The organism is Yoonia maritima (assembly GCF_043641945.1).
Taxonomy (GTDB): Bacteria; Pseudomonadota; Alphaproteobacteria; order Rhodobacterales; family Rhodobacteraceae; genus Yoonia; species Yoonia maritima_B.
The window spans coordinates 652,551-671,541 of record NZ_JBHZRX010000001.1; the positions used below are offsets into that span (position 1 = coordinate 652,551).

At 54.8% G+C, this 18,991-nt stretch carries 23 protein-coding genes; 16 read left to right on the plus strand and 7 right to left on the minus strand.

The window, feature by feature from the left end:
* Nucleotides 1-24: 24 nt before the first annotated feature.
* The gene (locus ACHUEV_RS03320) at nucleotides 25-888 is read left to right on the plus strand and encodes a glycosyltransferase family protein (RefSeq protein WP_394177632.1); all 864 of its coding nucleotides are present in this window, start codon (nucleotides 25-27) and stop codon (nucleotides 886-888) included.
* On the opposite strand, the gene ACHUEV_RS03325 is transcribed toward ACHUEV_RS03320, so the two are convergent.
* From ACHUEV_RS03325 to irr, 3 genes are all read right to left on the minus strand, one after another.
* Nucleotides 848-1,372 (minus strand): REP-associated tyrosine transposase, encoded by a 525-nt coding sequence (locus tag ACHUEV_RS03325; RefSeq protein WP_394177633.1) that lies wholly within the window; start codon nucleotides 1,370-1,372, stop codon nucleotides 848-850. The two genes, ACHUEV_RS03320 and ACHUEV_RS03325, sit on opposite strands and share 41 nt — an antisense overlap.
* A 67-nt stretch (nucleotides 1,373-1,439) precedes the next feature.
* Nucleotides 1,440-2,159: a hypothetical protein gene (locus ACHUEV_RS03330; protein WP_394177634.1), complete on the minus strand. Its 720-nt coding sequence runs from the start codon at nucleotides 2,157-2,159 to the stop codon at nucleotides 1,440-1,442.
* 96 nt (nucleotides 2,160-2,255) lie between these two features.
* Nucleotides 2,256-2,672, minus strand: a complete 417-nt coding sequence (irr, locus tag ACHUEV_RS03335; RefSeq protein WP_106356494.1) for a Fur family transcriptional regulator Irr — start codon at nucleotides 2,670-2,672, stop codon at nucleotides 2,256-2,258.
* A 147-nt stretch (nucleotides 2,673-2,819) separates the two neighbouring features.
* Here irr and fabA point away from each other — a divergent pair, with 147 nt between their 5' ends.
* The 3 genes from fabA to ACHUEV_RS03350 all read left to right on the plus strand — a co-directional run bounded on the left by fabA (nucleotide 2,820) and on the right by ACHUEV_RS03350 (nucleotide 6,378).
* Complete coding sequence (gene fabA / locus ACHUEV_RS03340; RefSeq protein WP_093923168.1) at nucleotides 2,820-3,329, plus strand: bifunctional 3-hydroxydecanoyl-ACP dehydratase/trans-2-decenoyl-ACP isomerase; 510 nt, start codon at nucleotides 2,820-2,822, stop codon at nucleotides 3,327-3,329.
* 999 nt (nucleotides 3,330-4,328) lie between these two features.
* Nucleotides 4,329-5,558: a beta-ketoacyl-ACP synthase I gene (gene fabB, locus ACHUEV_RS03345; protein ID WP_394177635.1), complete on the plus strand. Its 1,230-nt coding sequence runs from the start codon at nucleotides 4,329-4,331 to the stop codon at nucleotides 5,556-5,558.
* A 4-nt stretch (nucleotides 5,559-5,562) separates the two neighbouring features.
* Entirely contained in the window at nucleotides 5,563-6,378 is an 816-nt protein-coding gene (locus tag ACHUEV_RS03350; protein ID WP_394177636.1) for an enoyl-ACP reductase FabI, read from the plus strand.
* Nucleotides 6,379-6,483: 105 nt separating this feature from the next.
* On the opposite strand, the gene ACHUEV_RS03355 is transcribed toward ACHUEV_RS03350, so the two are convergent.
* Entirely contained in the window at nucleotides 6,484-6,918 is a 435-nt protein-coding gene (locus ACHUEV_RS03355; protein ID WP_394177637.1) for an FKBP-type peptidyl-prolyl cis-trans isomerase, read from the minus strand.
* Between the two features lie 127 nt (nucleotides 6,919-7,045).
* Between ACHUEV_RS03355 and ACHUEV_RS03360 the strand changes: the two genes are divergently transcribed.
* The 12 genes from ACHUEV_RS03360 to ACHUEV_RS03415 all read left to right on the plus strand — a co-directional run bounded on the left by ACHUEV_RS03360 (nucleotide 7,046) and on the right by ACHUEV_RS03415 (nucleotide 16,868).
* Nucleotides 7,046-7,723: a haloacid dehalogenase type II gene (locus ACHUEV_RS03360; protein ID WP_394177638.1), complete on the plus strand. Its 678-nt coding sequence runs from the start codon at nucleotides 7,046-7,048 to the stop codon at nucleotides 7,721-7,723.
* A complete protein-coding gene (locus ACHUEV_RS03365; RefSeq protein WP_394177639.1) occupies nucleotides 7,723-8,541 on the plus strand; it encodes an alpha/beta fold hydrolase in 819 nt (272 codons plus the stop codon). The genes ACHUEV_RS03360 and ACHUEV_RS03365 overlap by 1 nt, the downstream gene beginning before the upstream one ends.
* Nucleotides 8,538-9,500 carry a threonine ammonia-lyase gene (locus tag ACHUEV_RS03370; RefSeq protein WP_394177640.1) on the plus strand — a complete coding sequence of 321 codons (963 nt, stop codon included), beginning with the start codon at nucleotides 8,538-8,540 and terminating at the stop codon, nucleotides 9,498-9,500. The genes ACHUEV_RS03365 and ACHUEV_RS03370 overlap by 4 nt, the downstream gene beginning before the upstream one ends.
* Complete coding sequence (locus ACHUEV_RS03375; protein ID WP_394177641.1) at nucleotides 9,497-10,696, plus strand: endonuclease/exonuclease/phosphatase family protein; 1,200 nt, start codon at nucleotides 9,497-9,499, stop codon at nucleotides 10,694-10,696. The genes ACHUEV_RS03370 and ACHUEV_RS03375 overlap by 4 nt, the downstream gene beginning before the upstream one ends.
* A complete protein-coding gene (pcaD, locus tag ACHUEV_RS03380) occupies nucleotides 10,689-11,486 on the plus strand; it encodes a 3-oxoadipate enol-lactonase (protein ID WP_394177642.1) in 798 nt (265 codons plus the stop codon). Before ACHUEV_RS03375 ends, pcaD begins: the two co-directional genes overlap by 8 nt.
* Nucleotides 11,479-12,177 (plus strand): alpha/beta fold hydrolase, encoded by a 699-nt coding sequence (locus tag ACHUEV_RS03385; protein ID WP_394177643.1) that lies wholly within the window; start codon nucleotides 11,479-11,481, stop codon nucleotides 12,175-12,177. The genes pcaD and ACHUEV_RS03385 overlap by 8 nt, the downstream gene beginning before the upstream one ends.
* 49 nt (nucleotides 12,178-12,226) lie before the next feature.
* A complete protein-coding gene (locus ACHUEV_RS03390) occupies nucleotides 12,227-13,444 on the plus strand; it encodes a TCR/Tet family MFS transporter (RefSeq protein WP_394177692.1) in 1,218 nt (405 codons plus the stop codon).
* A 67-nt stretch (nucleotides 13,445-13,511) separates the two neighbouring features.
* Nucleotides 13,512-14,108: a TetR/AcrR family transcriptional regulator gene (locus ACHUEV_RS03395; RefSeq protein WP_394177644.1), complete on the plus strand. Its 597-nt coding sequence runs from the start codon at nucleotides 13,512-13,514 to the stop codon at nucleotides 14,106-14,108.
* A 101-nt stretch (nucleotides 14,109-14,209) separates the two neighbouring features.
* Nucleotides 14,210-14,890 (plus strand): PspA/IM30 family protein, encoded by a 681-nt coding sequence (locus ACHUEV_RS03400; protein WP_394177645.1) that lies wholly within the window; start codon nucleotides 14,210-14,212, stop codon nucleotides 14,888-14,890.
* A gap of 36 nt (nucleotides 14,891-14,926) precedes the next feature.
* Entirely contained in the window at nucleotides 14,927-15,205 is a 279-nt protein-coding gene (locus tag ACHUEV_RS03405; protein ID WP_394177646.1) for a YiaA/YiaB family inner membrane protein, read from the plus strand.
* 83 nt (nucleotides 15,206-15,288) lie between these two features.
* Nucleotides 15,289-15,930 (plus strand): lysophospholipid acyltransferase family protein, encoded by a 642-nt coding sequence (locus ACHUEV_RS03410; RefSeq protein ID WP_394177647.1) that lies wholly within the window; start codon nucleotides 15,289-15,291, stop codon nucleotides 15,928-15,930.
* Nucleotides 15,927-16,868, plus strand: a complete 942-nt coding sequence (locus ACHUEV_RS03415; protein ID WP_394177648.1) for a phosphatidate cytidylyltransferase — start codon at nucleotides 15,927-15,929, stop codon at nucleotides 16,866-16,868. Before ACHUEV_RS03410 ends, ACHUEV_RS03415 begins: the two co-directional genes overlap by 4 nt.
* On the opposite strand, the gene ACHUEV_RS03420 is transcribed toward ACHUEV_RS03415, so the two are convergent.
* Genes ACHUEV_RS03420 through ACHUEV_RS03430 form a run of 3 tightly spaced genes read right to left on the minus strand, consistent with a single transcriptional unit; the run spans nucleotide 16,859 to nucleotide 18,874 of the window.
* Entirely contained in the window at nucleotides 16,859-17,608 is a 750-nt protein-coding gene (locus tag ACHUEV_RS03420) for a glycosyltransferase family 2 protein (RefSeq protein ID WP_394177649.1), read from the minus strand. The genes ACHUEV_RS03415 and ACHUEV_RS03420 overlap by 10 nt on opposite strands.
* Complete coding sequence (locus ACHUEV_RS03425; protein ID WP_394177650.1) at nucleotides 17,605-18,486, minus strand: glycosyltransferase family 2 protein; 882 nt, start codon at nucleotides 18,484-18,486, stop codon at nucleotides 17,605-17,607. Before ACHUEV_RS03425 ends, ACHUEV_RS03420 begins: the two co-directional genes overlap by 4 nt.
* Nucleotides 18,479-18,874 (minus strand): LbetaH domain-containing protein, encoded by a 396-nt coding sequence (locus ACHUEV_RS03430; RefSeq protein ID WP_394177651.1) that lies wholly within the window; start codon nucleotides 18,872-18,874, stop codon nucleotides 18,479-18,481. Before ACHUEV_RS03430 ends, ACHUEV_RS03425 begins: the two co-directional genes overlap by 8 nt.
* Nucleotides 18,875-18,991 lie beyond the last annotated feature (117 nt).

Below are 18,991 nucleotides of genomic sequence, written 5' to 3' on the forward strand. Positions count from 1 at the left end.
GCCACAAAAACTGGATGCCACCATATGCACTTTTCCGACCTGCCCACCCTTATATCCGATGGTAAGACCGCGCTCTCAAAAGGGCCGATTGCGCTGATACTGGTCGAAGACGGCATCGAAATTGAAAGCACGATTTCGCATCACATTGCGCTTGGCTTTGGTCAATTGGTGCTGTTTTGCCCGGCGGACTTTCACCTACCCGACGAAATGCCGGCAAACGTTCACAGGGTCGACTTCGACGTCACAGCGGACGGCGCATTAGCGACCATCGTAAACGCAATTATCAAAGCCGCACCCGGGCAATGGATCTATTACTGCTACAACGCAGAATACCTGATATTCCCCTTCTGCGAGACACGAAGCATCGGTGAGATGTTAAGCTTTATGGCCGAAGAACGTCGTGACTGCGTGTTATCATACACGATTGACCTTTACGCGCGCGACTTGGGCGAAACGCCAAGTGCAGTCGATCGCAACGCGGCCTATTTCGACCGGACTGGGTATTTTGCGCTGGCCCGGCAAGACTCCATGGGTGAAACCCTAGAACGACAACTCAACATTTTTGGCGGCCTACGCTGGCGTTTTGAAGAACACATCGTGCCGACGCGTCAACGGCTAGACAGATCCTCACTGTTTCGGGCCACGCATGCGCTAAAGATGTTAGACGACGGCAGCTTTTCAGAGTTCGAACATAACACGATCTCTTGCCCTTGGCATAACAACATTACCGCTGCGACGGCATCCTTTCGGACAGCAAAAGCACTGCGCCGAAACCCCGGCAGCCGCCACCAGATTGATACGTTTTATTGGGAAAACTCAGAGCCGTTCAAATGGACATCACAACAGCTCATGGATCTGGGACTAATTGAACCGGGGCAATGGTTCTAAGGGGCGGCGGATCAAGATCCACCCTACGCCCTTTCAACGATGAATAGGGCCAGTCGAGGGGTTTACGGACCAGCCGGGCTGTAACAGGTGCCGTGATAATCAGGTGCATATGCAGGTCAAAGTCGGCCTGATCTCGAATGATATGCTCCCTGAAGCGTCGTTGCCAAACGCCCTTCTCTCCCGGTCGCAATTGGTCCCTTACTGGTGGAGCCGGTACCGCAATGTGCCGCGAGAACGTTGATTTGATGAGCCGCCATCGTTTCGAATACTCATCATCACCCGGTGGCAAGGTCCAGATCATGTGCATTTTGGCAGGCAGGATCACAGCCGCGTCGATGGTGAACGGCCAACGCTTTACGCACAGACCCGTCGCTGTTCGCAGCAGATCAATTTGATCGACTAAAAGCGATGACTGCTTATCCAACAGTTCAACCGTAAAGAAATAGGTGCCTCCGGGCACAAAGCGTCGGCGATAATTTGACATGGCTGGTAGGTTGCACAGTAACGGTTAACGGCCCGTAAACCGTAGGGTGGATCTTGATCCACCGCGCTTAAGAGCGCACCTGGCCTTCTTGATCACGCGTGACACGCCCCGCCAAACGGACCAGCGCAATATCCGCCTTTCCCTTGACCAACCAAGACAGCCCAAAGGCCCAGATGCCGATAGCCTCAAACCAAAACACGAGGTTATACGCGATCACCGCCTCTTGGGGGCTACCTGTCCCTAAAATTTTCACCGCCGATGCGACGGCAATACCGATCAATGATCCGACAATCACCCATCCACATGCCAAATACACTCGTCTTCTTTGCAGATTTTCTGTTCGGGCGAACTTGACCAAACAAAACACGGCCAGCGAACTAAAAAACACCAGTGCCGACGAATAGTGGAACAATGGGCTTGCCCCGATGCCCACAATCTGTTGCGTCATTGTTGCGATTTGGTCTGTTGGGCTCTCATTCGGAAACAAAGCAACGCCGAACGCTGATACACCGGCAATTGTCCCCAGCCAATCATCGTTAATCACGTCGCCCGAGCGCCGACCATATCCGCGATAACAGATCAAAAAAACACCAATGGAGCAAAGCGTGCCAACGAAAATGTCGCGGTAAGTCGTGTGGTAGAAATCACTGATGGATGGCTCAATCCGGTGGAAATCAAACATCCCCCCCATGAGCAAAACCATCGGCAATGCCATACCCAAAACACCCAGCGCCGTCCGGACCCTATGGTAAGATAAAACCATTTCGTGTCGTTGTTCATCTGGCATGCTGTCGTGCCTTATGACTTAAAATAATGGGCACAGCATGGTTGAGTGCAGCCAAAGCTGCAAGGTCAGCGATTCCTGACTAGATAATAGTGTTGCTTACTTGCGGCGCAGCCGGATAACGACATCGACTGACGCAATCTCTGCACCTTCAGGTGCATGCGGCACACGCGCGATTTCAAGCTGGTCAGCAGGAGCATCCGTCAGATGCGCCGTATCCTCCCAATAGAAATGCGGGTGGTCGGTCATGTTCGTATCGAAATAGCTTTTCGCACCATCAACGGTAATCTCGCGCATCAACCCCACATCACAAAACGCACGCAGCGTGTTGTATACGGTTGCGAGGGATACTTTTTCACCGGCAGTAGATGCAGCATCGAACAGGCTTTCGGCGGTGACATGCCTGTCCTGACCGTCCCCTACCAAGAGGCTCGCCAACGTCATGCGCTGACGCGTTGGACGTAGTCCCGCCCCTGAGAGCCAATCTGTACTGCGCTGTGTTACGATATCTGTCATGGTTGCCTGTCTGCTGCCCCTCCCTTTATATGGTAAGAAATAGCCAATTATCAAATGAAATTACGTAACAACCCGCCAGACTTGCCCTTATAAACCTCTGGGTGGTAAAGGTCGTGCGATGTAGCAGACAAGAATGAGACCACGCAAATGGCCGACTACCCAACAAGTTTTGACAAAGACGACCTGCTGAAATGCGCCCGCGGAGAGCTATTTGGCCCCGGAAATGCGCAGCTTCCTGCCCCACCGATGCTAATGATGGATCGCATTACCGAAGTATCCGGTGACGGCGGTGCACACGGCAAAGGGCATATTGTCGCAGAATTCGATATCACCCCTGATCTGTGGTTTTTTGACTGCCACTTCCCCGGCAACCCAATCATGCCCGGCTGTCTGGGCCTCGATGGCCTCTGGCAGCTGACTGGCTTTAACCTCGGCTGGCGCGGCTGGCAGGGGCGCGGATACGCATTGGGCGTTGGCGAAGTCAAACTGACTGGCATGGTCCGCCCTGACCGCAAAATGCTGACCTACAAAATCGACTTTACCAAAGCGATCCAGACCCGCCGCCTGACAATGGGCGTCGCCGACGGCATCGTCGAAGCCGACGGCGAAGTGATCTATCAAGTCAAAGACATGAAAGTCGCACTGAGTGAGAGTTAATGACACGGGCCTAACGCGGGTCGGTATGATCGGCGTTAGGCGTTTTTTTTTGTAATGCCTAAGTGCCTGCTTTGCAGACAAAGCTTCCATTAACCAAGTACGTCCAAATATCCACGCTCGCCCGCGAGACCCAAGTGGCGATTACGACTTTCGCTGGGGAAGTATTCGAAATGGCCCTTCAGACGAACCTACCTGAATTTCGACACGTTGCCGTATGTACTCGTCTTCATGACTTCGCGCTGTCGCAACTACCTGCGTGAATAGCGGCTCAACCTCACCTGAAATCGGCTCGAGTTTCGAGATTATAGACCGCTGCAGCGGAAGAAAATCTGTCTCAAGAAAGAGCCTAATCATGTTCTGACGAAGTGAAGCTCGTTCATCGGCAAGATCTTCGTTCTTGGGATTAGAGTTCACCCAGTACAACGCGTCTACCGCTCCCGCCTGTTCGGATACGCTTCCTTCTTCCATCGTTTCACGTATTACCTTGAGTAGGTCAAGCGCACCGAGACTACGAACGCAAGGCTCAATGAATTGCCGGTTTGTCGATGGACATTCCACCTCAATTGCAGCCTGAACCATTGAAGATAATAGCCGTCTTGGCACAGGAACTTTTGCGAACAGGCTAGCAACGAACCAACGTTTTCTGGGGTGTTTGAGAGCTTCACGGCACCACTCCCAATCCTCGTGTGATCCGCGCATAGTAGACCGCGCGTCTTGCACTAGACTGTCAACGTGCTTCGGGCGTCTCGGCCACTCGCTGATGTACTCGTCACAGATGCGATCCAATGAACTCATAACAATCCTTCCATAGTAGGTTTGCCGATGGGATAGCGGACATCCGCAACTCTTGCAGCATCGGTTAGGGCCCAACCCAGACATTCGCCCAAAAGCTATTAATCCCTATCAAACTTATCACCTACAACCCAACAAACCATACCTGCTTGCCCCCGCCCCCACTGCTGCCGTACAAAGCGGTAGCAGTATACAGGGAGAGCGCTAATGCGTCGCGTCGTCATCACAGGTTTGGGAATTGTATCCCCGATTGGGAATAACGCCGAAGAGGTCAAAGCCTCTCTTATGGCTGGTAAATCCGGGATCGAGGCTTCGCCCGAGATGGCCGAACATGGCTTCCGTAGCCAGATTGCAGGCACCGTCAAAATCGACATCAAAGAACACGTCGATAAGCGCGCATTGCGCTTCATGGGCCCGGGTGCTGCCTATGCCTATATCGCGATGGGGCAAGCTATTGCCGATGCGGGTCTTGATGATGACACCGTGTCCAATGTGCGCACTGGCCTTGTTGCTGGCTCTGGTGGCCCATCGACATCAGCGATGTTCGCAGCGCATAACGTGGTAACAGAAACTGGCGCGACCAAACGCATTGGTCCGTTTGCTGTGCCTAAATGCATGTCCTCGACGATCTCGGCGAACCTGTCGACACAGTACAAGATCAAGGGCATCAACTACTCCATCACATCCGCCTGCTCGACCAGCCTGCACTGCATCGGGAACGCCGCCGAACAGATTATGATGGGCAAGCAGGACGTGATGTTTGCTGGTGGCGGCGAAGAATTGGATTGGACTTTGTCCTGCCTATTCGACGCGATGGGCGCGATGTCTTCGAAATATAACGACACCCCTGAAAAAGCGTCCCGCGCGTTTGACGCAAACCGCGATGGTTTTGTGATCGCAGGCGGCGGTGCGATGCTGGTGCTCGAAAGCCTTGAGCACGCCCAAGCACGCGGCGCGAAAATCTACGCCGAAGTCACAGGCTATGCCGCGACATCCGACGGCCACGACATGGTTGCCCCATCGGGCGAAGGCGGCGAACGCGCGATGCGCTTGGCACTTGAAACCCTGCCAGAAGGCCGCAAGGTCAGCTACATCAACGCACATGGCACATCGACACCTGTAGGTGATGTGGGCGAAATCGAAGCTGTCCGCCGCGTATTCGGCGAAGGCAGCACACCGCCTGTTTCGTCCACCAAATCAATGACGGGCCACAGCCAAGGCGCCACAGGCGCATCAGAGGCCGTCTATTGCCTGTTGATGCTTCAGGACGACTTTATCGCACCATCAATTAACGTCGAAACGCTTGACCCGGCGCTGGCCCCTGCTGAAATCGCGACATCGCTTGTCGAAAACGCCGGGCTAGACACCGTAATGACAAACTCATTTGGGTTTGGCGGAACGAACGGTTCAATGCTGCTATCAAAATTCAAAGGCTAAACGTATGACAATTTCTTTGCAGGGCAAACGCGGCCTGATTATGGGTGTCGCGAACGAACGGTCAATTGCTTGGGGTATCGCCAAAGCGATGTCAGAGGCAGGCGCAGAACTCGCGTTCACCTACCAAGGCGAAGCATTTGGCAAACGGCTGGAGCCGCTAGCGGCTTCGGTTGGTTCTGACATCCTTGTTGATGTGGACGTGACCGATGACGCTAGCATGGATACCGCATTCGCCTTGCTCAAAGAAAAATGGGGTAAGCTGGATTTTGTCGTTCACGCGATCGCCTATTCAGACAAGAACGAACTGGCCGGAAGGTTCACAGACACTAGCCGCGCGAACTTCCAGAACTCGCTGACGATTTCGTGCTATTCGTTCATCGATGTTGCAAAACGTGCGGCAGAGCTGATGCCCGATGGCGGAACGCTTTTGACCCTGACCTATCAGGGTGCGAACCGTGTGACCCCATTCTACAATGTCATGGGCGTCGCTAAAGCAGCGCTCGAAAGCGCAACGCGTTACTTGGCCAATGACCTTGGCCCACAAGGCATCCGCGTCAATGCGATCAGCCCCGGCCCGATGAAAACACTGGCCGGTGCTGCGATTGCAGGCGCACGCCGGACATTCAAACACACAGAACAAAACGCGCCAATGCGTGAAAACGCAACGCTTGAGGCCGTAGGTGGCACTGCTGTCTATTTGGCGTCAGACGCTGGAGCGTTTACTTCCGGAGAGATCATCCGCGTTGATGGCGGCTTCCACGTGCTAGGAATGCCGCAGCCAGATAACTTGGTCATGCCGGTCGCTGACAAGACTAAGTAAGCTCGGGCAGGTCACGAACTGATTAGATTTGCACCGACATACTGGAATAAAAAAGGCCCGTTCACCACATCTGGTGAACGGGCCTTTTTTATTGAATGACAGCGATTAAGCCGCGTCAATGCCGACCATTTCGATCGCAAAGATCAGGTCTTTACCAGCAAGCGGGTGGTTCGCGTCCAGTGTGACTTCGGCGTCAGTTACTTCGGCAACGGTCACGTGTACGACTTGGCCCTGCGGTGTTTGCATCTGCAGCTGTGTGCCGATTTCAAGGGGGATATTATCAGGGATTTCACCGCGTGGCACGGACTGGCGCGCTTCTGAATTCGTCTCACCGTAGGCATCGGCGCAAGGCACCTCGACGGTCTTCTTATCGCCAACAACCATGCCGGGGATCGCAACATCAAGACCGGGAATAATCTGACCAGAACCAACAACAAATTCCAACGGATCACGTCCGTCCGAACTATCAAAGGTTTCACCTGACTTCAGTGTACCTGTGTAGTGGATGCGGACTGTGTCACCTGATTTTGCTTGGCTCATTGAATATTCTTCCGTTTGGTATTTCAGATTTACCCACGCTACGCGCCCGCCACCTGCAATGCAAACCGCTTTCCCCCTTTCCGTTCCGTAACTCACGTGACACGATACCCTAAAAGCGGGGGAAAACATGGCTATAACGACCTGTGTTTTTGATGCCTATGGCACAATATTTGATGTGAACGCAGCCGCCCAAGCGGCAGCCAACGAACCGGATCATGCCGCCTTGGCTGATGTTTGGCCTGCAATCGCACGTGATTGGCGCGCCAAGCAACTGGAATACAGCTGGCTGCGGGCGGTTGCAGATCGTCACTGCGACTTTTGGCAGGTCACCCAAGACGGGCTGGACTGGGCGCTAGAGGCCAACGGCATTGCCAGCGATGCGACCCGCACCCGGCTGCTTGAGCTATATTGGGAATTATCAGCCTACCCCGAAGCGCCTGCCGTACTGGAAACCCTGAAATCACGCGGCATGAACACGGCCATCTTATCAAACGGAAGCCCAAAGATGCTGAATGCAGCCGTGACTTCGGCAGGGATAGATCGCCTTTTGGACGATACATTGTCGGTCGAAGACGTCGGTATTTTCAAACCCTCAGATCGGGTCTACGATATGGTTGGTGACCGATTTGGCGGCACCAAAGATTCAGTTTTATTTGTATCCTCAAATGGTTGGGATGCGGCTGGCGCAGCTGGCTATGGCTTTCGTACGGTCTGGGTTAACCGCACCGGCGCACCTGTAGATCGGCTATACGCGCGACCGCATCATGTTGTTTCAGACCTGACTGCAATACCGGAGCTTATCTGATGCCATACTACACCTCGAAAGACGGATTAACCTTACACTACACAGACGAAGGTGCAGGCCTTCCAGTGATCGCATTGGCAGGCTTAACCCGTAATGGTGCGGATTTTAATCATATCGCGCCGCGCTGGCCGACCCGGCTTATTCGGCCTGACTATCGCGGACGTGGGCAATCAGCGTGGGCTGATCCCGCGACCTATACGATTGAACAAGAAGCATCCGACGTCCTGACGCTGATGGATCATCTGGGCCTAGAAAAGGCTGCGATTTTGGGGACCTCGCGCGGTGGTTTCATTGGAATGACCCTAGCCGCGACGGCAAAGGACCGGTTACTTGGTGTTGCGCTGAATGACATTGGCCCAGAACTGCAAAATGAGGGCCTATCTGCGATCATGGAATATGTCGGTCGCAACCCGGTTCAAAAGACCTACGCCCAAGCCGCCGATGCCCGTGCGCGCATGTGGACCCAGTTTGAGGGCGTGCCCATGTCACGCTGGTTGGCCGAAGTACAAGGCCACTATCAGGAAACGCCCGAAGGTTTGGTCATTCGTTATGATCCAAAACTGCGCGACGCGATCCTTGCGGCGGGGGCCCAACCCCTGCCCGACCTTTGGCCACTATTCGACGCCACCGCAGACCTGCCGTTGGCATTGATACGTGGTGCCAATTCAGACCTGCTTGCCCCCGCAACAGCAGACGAAATGGCACGCCGCCGCCCAGATATGATCCGCACAGATGTTCCCGGTCGCGGGCATGTTCCATTCTTGGACGAGCCCCAATCACTTACTGCGCTACTTGCTTGGCTGGAGAAAATGAAATGAATATCGAGATGATCCGTGCCGCGACAAAACGACTGGACGGACACGCGCGGCGGACGCCAATTCTGACTTCGCCATTTCTGGACGAGATCGCCGGCAGGCGGGTCTTCGTGAAGGCCGAGTGCCTGCAACACACTGGTTCGTTTAAGTTTCGCGGTGGGTGGTCAGCCGTGTCTGCGCTTTCGGACGATGAATTGAAATCGGGTGTGATCGCGTTTTCAAGCGGCAACCACGCACAAGGCATCGCGCTTGCTGCCCGCGAACATGGTACGCCCGCCGTGATCATAATGCCATCAAACGCCCCAGCGATTAAAATCGCCAACACCCGCGCATTGGGTGCCGAGGTCGTGCTGTATGATCGTGCGACCGAGGACCGTGACGCGCTTGGCGCAAAGCTTGCCAATGAACGCGGGCTGACACTGATTAAGCCATTTGACGAACCGCTTGTGATCGCGGGCCAAGGCACCTGTGGTCTTGAGATCGCGCAAGAGCTTGGCGATCTGAACGCCGACGTGATGGTCTGTTGTGGCGGCGGCGGCTTGACTTCTGGTATCGCGCTTGCGCTGGCCGCTGATGCGCCCGGTCTGCGCGTCCGTCCGGCAGAGCCCGAGGGTTTCGACGATGTCACTAGGTCGCTTTCCAGTGGTACGATTGAACGCAATGCCCAGTTAGATGGGTCAATTTGCGATGCCATCATCACCCCGCAACCCGGCAATATCACCTTTCCGATCATGCAGGCCCATTGCGGGACCGGCGTGGTCGTCACCGAAGACGAATGCCTGCGTGCGATGGGTGTTGCCTTTGAACGGCTTAAGATCGTGATCGAACCGGGCGGCGTGGTTGGGTTAGCAGCAGCACTTTATCATCCAGACGAATTTACCAGTGACGCGGTTGTCGCTGTTGCCACAGGTGGTAACGTAGACCCCGCCATCTTTAAACGCGCATTGGATACGCTTGCATGACCCGCTTTACGATCGCCAGCTTCAACGTCAAAAACCTGATCGAACCCGAACAGGAATACTACCGTTTCGAAGAATACACCCCAGAAGAATACGCTTGGAAACGCGCTTGGCTGGCGGACCAACTGCTGACGATGAACGCTGATGTTGTCGGCTTTCAGGAAATTTTTAGCGAAAATTCACTACGCGATGTTGTGATCGAAACCGATGAGCTGGGACTGGCCGCGAATGCCGCGAACATCCCCGACCGTTCGAAACGCTACGCCCGCAAGGCGATTTTCCGCAAGCTGGCCTATGAGCCTTATACGGAATCCGCGCTCGCTTATGCCCCCAACAGCTTTGACGGCGGTCCGGGTGAACGTCGCCCCGGTGTCGCGATCCTGTCGCGGTTTGGCTTTGTCGGTTTACCAGAGGTGATCCAAGACCTGCCCGAACCGCTGGATATTCCATTTAGCGATATCGACGGCACGGATGGCGGCAGCTATCAAATCAAACGGCTTAGTCGACCGATCCTTAAGGTCCGTATTCCAATTGGCGATTCCGTGGTTACGGTGTTCAACTGCCACCTTAAATCCAAGCTGGGCGAATTGCCGCGCCCTGCTGGTGCGCCCTTCCCGCCTGCCGCTGATCTGGTGAACTATGATCCCGCAACCCGCGCTATGGGTTCATTGCGTTCAGCGCTACGTCGTATGGCCGAGGCTTGGGTCCTACGTAAAGCAATCCTTGATGAACTAGAGGCCGGGCACCCTGTCATGGTTCTGGGTGATTTTAACGATAGCGAAACTGCCGTATCGTCCGAGATCATCACTGGTGAAGCCCCGTTCAAGAACTACGCATGGATGCGCCGCCACGATGCCAAGACAAAGCGTGACCGCTATTCCGACGAAGATAACGAGATCATCCAAGAGAAGATCAGCAAGGTGCGCCTGTTCTCGGCGGAAAAGCTGTTCGTGCGCAAATCGCTACGCGACATGGTTTATACCTCAGCCTTTGGCGGTGTGTTTGAAAGCATCGACCAAATCCTGATGTCTCGTCATTTCCATCCGGAATATCCCGGCAAGATCGGCGAAATGGAATACTTCAGCGCGCTGAATGACCACCTGACAGATGGGTCCCATCCAGAGGCGCCTTATAACAAACTTGCGTCCGACCACGGTCAGATCATGGCGCATATGGTGCTTGGCGATCCTGATGCCTGAAACGACGCAAGTCGTTCGGGACGACGTTAAACTTCATGTGGTCGTTGATGGCCCGGCCACAGGTCCGGCCATTGTCTTTGCCAATTCGTTGGGGACGGACCTGCGCCTTTGGGATGCCATTGTGCCGCTGTTGCCCGCAGAATACAGGGTCATCCGCTATGACATGCGCGGCCACGGGCAATCTGACGTGCCCGATGCGGCCTACACCATGGGTCAGCTGGTCAGCGATGCCGAGGCCGTCTGTGACGCTCTAAATGTCCGCGACGCATTATTTGTCGGGCTATCGGTTGGCGGCATGGTCGCCCAAGGGCTTGCTGTTAAGCGACCAGAGATGATCCGCGCGCTTGTCCTATCCAACACAGCAGCCAAGATCGGCAACAAAAAGCTGTGGCAAGATCGTATCGACGCCATCCGCAAACACGGCTTGGATGCAATGGCCGATGAGGTGATGAAGCGCTGGTTTTCGCGGGCCTTCAACGCATCGCCTGCCGTGAAACCGTGGCGCGACATGCTGAGCGCCACCCCAGTTGAAGGTTACACTGGCATTTGTGCCGCTATCGCCGGCACTGATTTCTACACCCCAACAAGCGGGCTACGCATCCCCACGCTGGGCATCGCAGGATCAGAGGATGGTGCCACGCCTCCCGATTTGGTGCGTGAAACGATCGACCTGATCCCCGGATCCCAATTTGCACTGATGCGCCGCGTTGGGCACCTTCCTTGCGTCGAAGACCCAGAAGGCTATGCTAACCTTTTGAATCAGTTCATTAAGGACACCGGCCATGCCTGAATTTTTGTTGATCCATGGATCATGTCACGGGGCATGGTGTTGGGAAGATGTGATCCCTCATCTCATTGCCGCAGGTCACAAGGCACGAGCAATTGATTTGCCGTCACATGGGGCTGACACGACGCCTGCGGGCGATGTGACGCTTGACCTATATGCGAAAGCAATTGTCGATGCGATTGATACGCCGGTCGTTTTGGTCGGGCACTCGATGGCGGGTTACCCGATTACGGCTGCAGCGAACCTCGCGCCCGACAAGATCAGCAAGCTGATCTATCTTTGCGCCTATGTTCCGATGGATTGTAAGTCGCTTGCTGACATGCGGCGCATGGCACCCAGCCAGCCACTGCTTGATGCGATTATCGTCGACGAAGACCGCGTGACATTTTCCGTTGATCCGACGCAAGCTGTCGCAAAATTCTATCATGACGTAAAACCTGAACGTGCTGAATGGGCGGTTAGCAAACTTGGCCCACAACCGATTTTGCCGCAGGAAACGCCGCTATCATCGGCACATAACCTTCCGCGCCACTACATTCGCTGTACCGACGACCGGACAATTCCACCTGCGTTTCAGGTCACTATGACGGCAAATTGGCCGCAAGGCACAGTCACGGAAATGGCAACATCGCATTCACCATTTCTATCCAGCCCCAAAGCACTGGCCGAGCAACTGATCGCCGCAGCGGGTTAGTCGCAAACAAAGCTTGCAAACGGACCTGTTCCGCCTAATCCTATCCGGCATGCAAAACCGTCTGCCGCTTACGTTCATTCTGATTACCGTGGTGATCGACAGCATGGGTATCGGGCTGATCCTGCCCGTCATGCCCGACCTGATCCAAGAGGTCGAAGGCCATGATCTGGGAATGGCCGCTGTTTGGGGTGGTATCCTCACCACGATCTTTGCCGCGATGCAGTTCCTGTTCGGCCCGACCGTAGGCAACATTTCGGACCGATTTGGGCGACGCCCTGTTTTGCTGTGGTCACTGGTCTTCATGTCGCTTGATTACGTGCTTATGGCGGTTGCTGGCACAATCTGGCTGCTTGTCATTGGGCGCATCATCGGTGGGATCACGGCCGCGACGCAATCAACCGCGGCGGCCTATGTCGCAGATATTTCGACGCCTGCCGAAAAGGCCGTCAACTTTGGCCGCATTGGCGCAGCCTTTGGAATTGGCTTTGTGTTTGGGCCTATGCTAGGCGGGGTGCTGGCCGAATTCGGAACACGAGCCCCATTTTGGGCCGCTGCCGTTCTTGCTGGTGCAAATGCTATCTTTGGCTATTTTGTTCTGCCCGAGACCGTAACCGACCGCATTCGGCGCAAGTTCGAATGGCGTCGCGCCAATCCACTGGGCGCTTTCAAGAACATTGGACGGTTGCCCGGGCTAAAGCGGCTAATGCTGATCCACTTTGTCTATACGATTGCGTTTTTCGTCTATCCCGGCGTCTGGGCCTATTTCGGAGTCGCACGATTTGGCTGGGGTCCGGGCATGATCGGGCTGTCGCTGGGTATCTTTGGGATCGGCATTGCGATCGTTCAGGGTTTCTTGATGAAACCGCTGCTGGATCGGATCGGGGAACGACGTGCCGTCATCCTTGGACTTGGGATTGATACGCTGGCGTTTGGTATCTTGGGGTTCATCACGAATGGATGGGTCGCACTAGCACTCATCCCGCTGACCGCACTGGGGTCAATCGCTGGACCAGCCCTACACGGGATCATGGCGCGCACAGCATCCGATGACCAACAAGGCGAGCTACAAGGCCTCATTGCGTCTATTGCCGCGGTCGCGACGATCATTGCACCGCTGATCGTGACCCAGACATTCTATTATTTCACGGGCGACCGGTCCCCGTTCTATATGCCCGGAGCGCCCTTCTTGGTGTCGGCGGTACTTACCATCGGGTGCATTATGGTCTTCGTCCAAACACCGCGCCCGCAGAAAAGCCGGGCATCGTAACCACCAGTCGGGGTTTTCTTGGCTCTATACCGCTGCTATCATGAACCCCGTTCAGTAGGGGGTAGGCATGGCTGGTAAAGTAGCAGAGCGCCGCGCGGCATTGCGCGAGAATCTTATCATCATCGCAGAAAAGCGGATCGCGTCCGATGGCCTAAGCGCGTTACGGGCACGTGACCTTGCTTCTGACGCGGGCTGTGCCTTGGGCGCTATCTATAACGTCTTTGGCGATTTGACCGATATTGTGTTGGCCGTGAATGCGCGGACCTTTCATCGGTTAGGTGCCGACGTTGCTGCGGCCCTTGCTGATGCCCCGCAAGACCCTGTCGAACAGCTTGTGGTTATGGCACAGGCCTATCACTGCTTTGCAGCGGCGAATTTGCATAGCTGGCGTGCCCTGTTCGATGTCGAACGCGCCCCCGGCGAAGCAGCCCCCGATTGGTACCTTCAGGAAATGGGCCAGCTATTCGCGTATATCTCTGACCCGCTGGCCGTCATTTTCCCGAATCGAGATCCGCAAGAACTAGCTCTTTTGACGCGTGCATTGTTTTCCTCCGTCCATGGCATCGTTCTTTTGGGACTAGATGGCGCAAGCGCGGGTGTACCATCCGACGATATTGATAAGATGATTGCCCTTGTTTTAAGGCAATTCGCAAGCAATCCCTAAAAATATGAACATTGTTCAATATTTTTCTTGATTCAAAAATACACACTCGCTATCAATAATTCATGAACAGCGTTCATACGCTGAATGAAAGGAAGAAAGCGATGTTCAAGACACTAGCGACGTTAATCAACGGACAGAACGCGCGTGCCGAAGACCGGGTACGTGACGCCTTTGCGATCGAACTGATCGACCAGAAAATTCGTGAATCCGAAAGCAGCCTGCGCGCAGCGAAATCAACGCTTGCCAGCTTGATCCAGCGCCAACGCGCCGAGGAAAAACAACACAGCGCACTGAAGTCACGTATTTCTGACCTTACGAAGCGCGCTAAAGAGGCGCTCGATAGTGACCGCGAAGATATGGCCGCAGAAGCAGCCCGCGCTATCGCGACGATGGAAAATGAATTGACCGTACGTACGGAAACGCTGAACCGCCTTGAACAAAAGGTAATTCGCCTGCGCTCATCCATAGAAAGCGGCCACCGCCGCATCATCGACCTGAAACAAGGTGCTATCCAAGCACGTGCCGTGCGCCGTGAACAGACGATCCAGATGCAGATGGTCAAAACAGGCGCCAACCACGGTAGCGTCGAAGAGGCCGAAGAATTGATCCAACGTGTGTTGGGTGGCGATGATCCATTTGAACGCAGTGAAATTCTGGCCGACATCAACCGTGACCTTGATGGAGACAGTATCACCGACCGCATGTCCGACGCAGGCTTTGGTTCTGCAACGCGATCAACGGCTGACGATGTTCTGGCACGACTGAAGTCCGCTAAAAAATAACCCAAATTAAGATACAAGAATTGAAGGAATAACAAAATGGCTCGTATGAAATCTGATAACTCGCTGATTATGATTGTGAATGGTGCCGGTGTTGCCGTCGCATATGGGATGCTTGGTATTTCACTTTGGCTATCCACCGAAGTCCCCCTATCCACCAAAGGTTTTTGGGCAATGTCGGTGATGATGCTGACGCTCGCTTTGGTCAACTTTGTCAAATACCGCTTTGACGAAAAAATGTCCGAAGACCGCGTACAGCGTATCGAAGACGCCAAGAACGAAAAGCTTCTTTCCGATTACGTCGGCGAAAGCATCTAAGACATCCAACGCCCTGCCTGCAGTCGACTGTGGGCAGGGTATTTTCCTTTGCAAAATCGCTGACATCCGCCAAGGTTGGTTCCATGAAATTTCTACGTCACTTCGCTGCCCGTATCGTGGGCCACGCCATCCGGATTTTTGCACGCGCAATCACTGCAGTGCGTGCTGATTGGCAAGGGATTGAACCGATCCCGCGCCAGCGCGTCTATTTTGCGAACCACACAAGCAACGGCGACATGCCCATGATCTGGGCCTCATTACCCCCCGCATTGCGCCGCGAGGTCCGCCCAGTCGCCGCCGCTGATTACTGGTTGAAAAACAAGCTGCGCGCCTTTGTCGGCCCCGAAGTTTTCAACTGCGTGCTGGTCGACCGCCGCCCCGAAGTAAAAGACAAACCGATGGACAAGATTATCGCGGCACTGGACGAAGGATCATCGCTGATCATCTTTCCCGAAGGCAACCGCAACATGACAGACGACCCGCTGCTGCCGTTCAAAGCAGGATTGTATAATATGGGCGTCGCCCGGCCAGATGTTGACCTTGTGCCGACTTGGGTCGCGAACCTAAACACGATCATGCCCAAAGGCGAGGTCATCCCCCTGCCCCTGATCTGCACCGTTACCTTTGGTGCGCCAATTCACGTGGAAGACGGCGAAACCAAAGACGCATTCCTTGAGCGCGCCGCAAATGCGTTGTCATCGCTCGCCCCTGAGGTGCAGTCATGAGCAACACAACCGTTGATATTCTGCTGCTTGCCTTTGGTAGCTTTGGCATCCTGATCGCACTGACGTTTTTAGGTGAGGTTCTACGCGCCCGCCAAGAACCCGGCACGCAAAACCCAGTACTCGAAACCTACATGACCCGCATCCAAAGCTGGTGGGGCATGGTCGCCTTTGTCGGAACAGCGCTGCTGGTCGGGAAACTAGGCGTCATGGTGCTGTTCGCCTTTTGCTCTTTCGCAGCCCTTCGCGAATTTCTGACCCTCACGACCAAAGCGCAGGCCGATCACATCTCGCTCGCGCTCGCGTTCTTTGTCGTACTGCCACTGCAATACGTCTTTGTCGGGATGGGTTGGACCGGCATGTATACAGTGTTCATCCCTGTATACGCGTTCCTGCTGCTGCCGATCGTGTCGGCCCTACGCGGAAACTCCGAAAAATTCCTGATCCGTGTTGCTGAAACCCAGTGGGGCCTGATGATCGCCGTTTTTTGCGTCAGCCACGTGCCTGCGCTTATCAACCTCGAAATCACCGCGAACAGTGATCGCGCAGTCCTGATGATCGCTTTTTTGGTGATGGTCGTGCAGTTCGGCGACCTGCTTGAATACTTCTTTGGACGCCGTATCGGACGCCGCAAAATCGCACCCGGCCTATCCCCCAAGACATGGGAAGGCGTCACCTGTGGTGTCTTGGCTGCAATGCTGACTGGCGCACTGCTAAGCTGGATCACCCCATTCGGTTTGTTCGGCGCCGTGGCGCTTGCCGGTGCCGCGTCATTGGTGGGGATGCTGGGCAGTTTGGTCTTTGCTGCGATCAAGCGCGATCGCGGCGTAAAAGACTGGTCGCACCTTATCCCCGGCCAAGGCGGATTTGTAGATCAGTTGGACAGCGTGATTTTCGCTGCGCCAATCTTTTACCACCTTGTCCGGTTCTTTTACGGATGATTGAAAAACTGGGGTAACTTCGACAGGTTTTTTGCGATTAGCGTGCCGACACCACCGACCCGATGGCGGCGGATCGCGCGATAATCCTCTCGGCTTTTGCGCATCATCTGAGAAACCGAACAGTTACTTGCGCCACCCACCTGCATGCGCACCATGACCTGAGGAATGTGGGCCAACCGGATATTGCCCCGAACCAGATACCGCAGCATGGCATCGTAATCGCCAGAAATTCGAAAGCTAGTGTCATACATGCCCTGTCGATCAAACACCTCACGCCGCAGATAAAGCGTGGGGTGTGGCGGCATCCATCCCCATTTCAGGCGGCTGCGCGAATACGATCCAGCGTTCCAATGACGAACAATCGGCGCGGGGTCACCCTGCCCGATATATTGCAGATCACCATAAACGCCGTCGATCTCTGGATCACGCATCGCGCGGGCCACCTGTTCAAGGGTATCGGCACGCGCCAACTGATCATCCGCATGAAGTAAGCCAATCACATCGCCCTTTGCACGTGAAATTCCAGTGTTTATCGCATCATAAATCCCCGCATCTTTTGCAGACACAACCGCCATATTCGGGTGGCCATGATCGCGCAGAAATTCGAGAGTACCGTCAGTTGATCCACCATCTTGGACGATATGTTCGACATTTCCATAGGTCTGCTCTCGTAGGCTCTTGATCGCGCGCGGAAGGGTATCGCACCCATTCATCACAGCGGTGACAACGGATATCTTCATGGGGTGGGTTCTTCTTTCAATTCAATCCCCAACACGGCCTTTATTGCCTCATTGGGTGTGTCGCCGGTTTCATCCATATACCGCCGGACCTCCGCCAATTTTGCGTCAACAAGGTAGCGGTACCAAAACCCTTGCAGCACATGGAATGACCGGGCCTGCGGCCCATCCAAAAACCCAAGGCGCAAGACATAACGGTAAAAAAAATACGCACCTGCGCGAAAGCCACCGGGAAGGTGGGCGTAGATATTGTCTTTGATCCAGCGCTTTGCGCCACTGCTGGCCAACGTGGCCTCCGCCGATTGTTCGCGGTTCAGCATGTCGATCACTTCTCGGCCAGCATAAGCATTGTGTTTGCTAATCCACCAATCGAGCGGCTTACGATTGTCATCTATGATCGCCCCCTTCAGGTCGGCAGTCACCCCGTTGACGACAATATGTTCATCCATCCATCGATCTTCGGCGCGCCCAGAGCCATTCCGAAACAGGCGAAGAATACGGATCGGGAACACGCCGCCATAGCGGACGTCCTGCCCCAAAAACCGCATGCTGCGTCGCAGGTATAACCCTTCGACGTTGGGCAAACCGGCAGCGATTTCATTCGCCAGTGCTGGCGTCACAAATTCATCCGCGTCAAGCCGCAGCACCCAACCGCCCTGCCCCTTGATCTGATCGAGCGCCCAGTTGAATTGCTGCGCATGGGTCGTCCATGGGTGAAACAAGACCTCTGCCCCCGCATCACGCGCGCGCGCGACAGTATCGTCCTTTGATCCACTATCGACCACCAGCACTCGTGTCGCGATGCCACGCACCGACGCGACGGCGCGTTCGATGTGCAGCGCCTCATCCTTACAAAGAATTATAACAGTCAGGTCAGTCATGTCTTACCTGCACCACCATCGGATTACCGACACCGACCTTCCCTTCAGGCAGGTCCTTCATAGCAACCGCGCGCGCTCCTAAAATCGCGCCCTTTCCAATGTGCACACCCGGCCCGACAAACGCATCGGCGCAAATCCAAGCGTCTTCACCAATGCAAATTGGCGGGGTCATCAGCGGGCGTGCCAAGTCACGTATGTCGTGGCTACCCGCACATAGATGCGCATATTGTGACACGGTCGTACGTGCTCCGATCTGAATTTCACCCAAGGCATACAGAATCGCATGGTCACCAACTGCGGCCTGATCCCCTATGCACAAATTCCAAGGCATCGTGATCCGAACACTTGGGTAGACATGTACGCCCTGCCCAATCTGTGCGCCGAACATACGCAACATCCAAACGCGTAGCGCCCAACAAGGTCGCGGAATGCATCGAAAAATAGGCCAGCATAACGCCCAAGCGACACGCCTTGCTTGGGTACGGCGGTCATATTTACGGTTCCG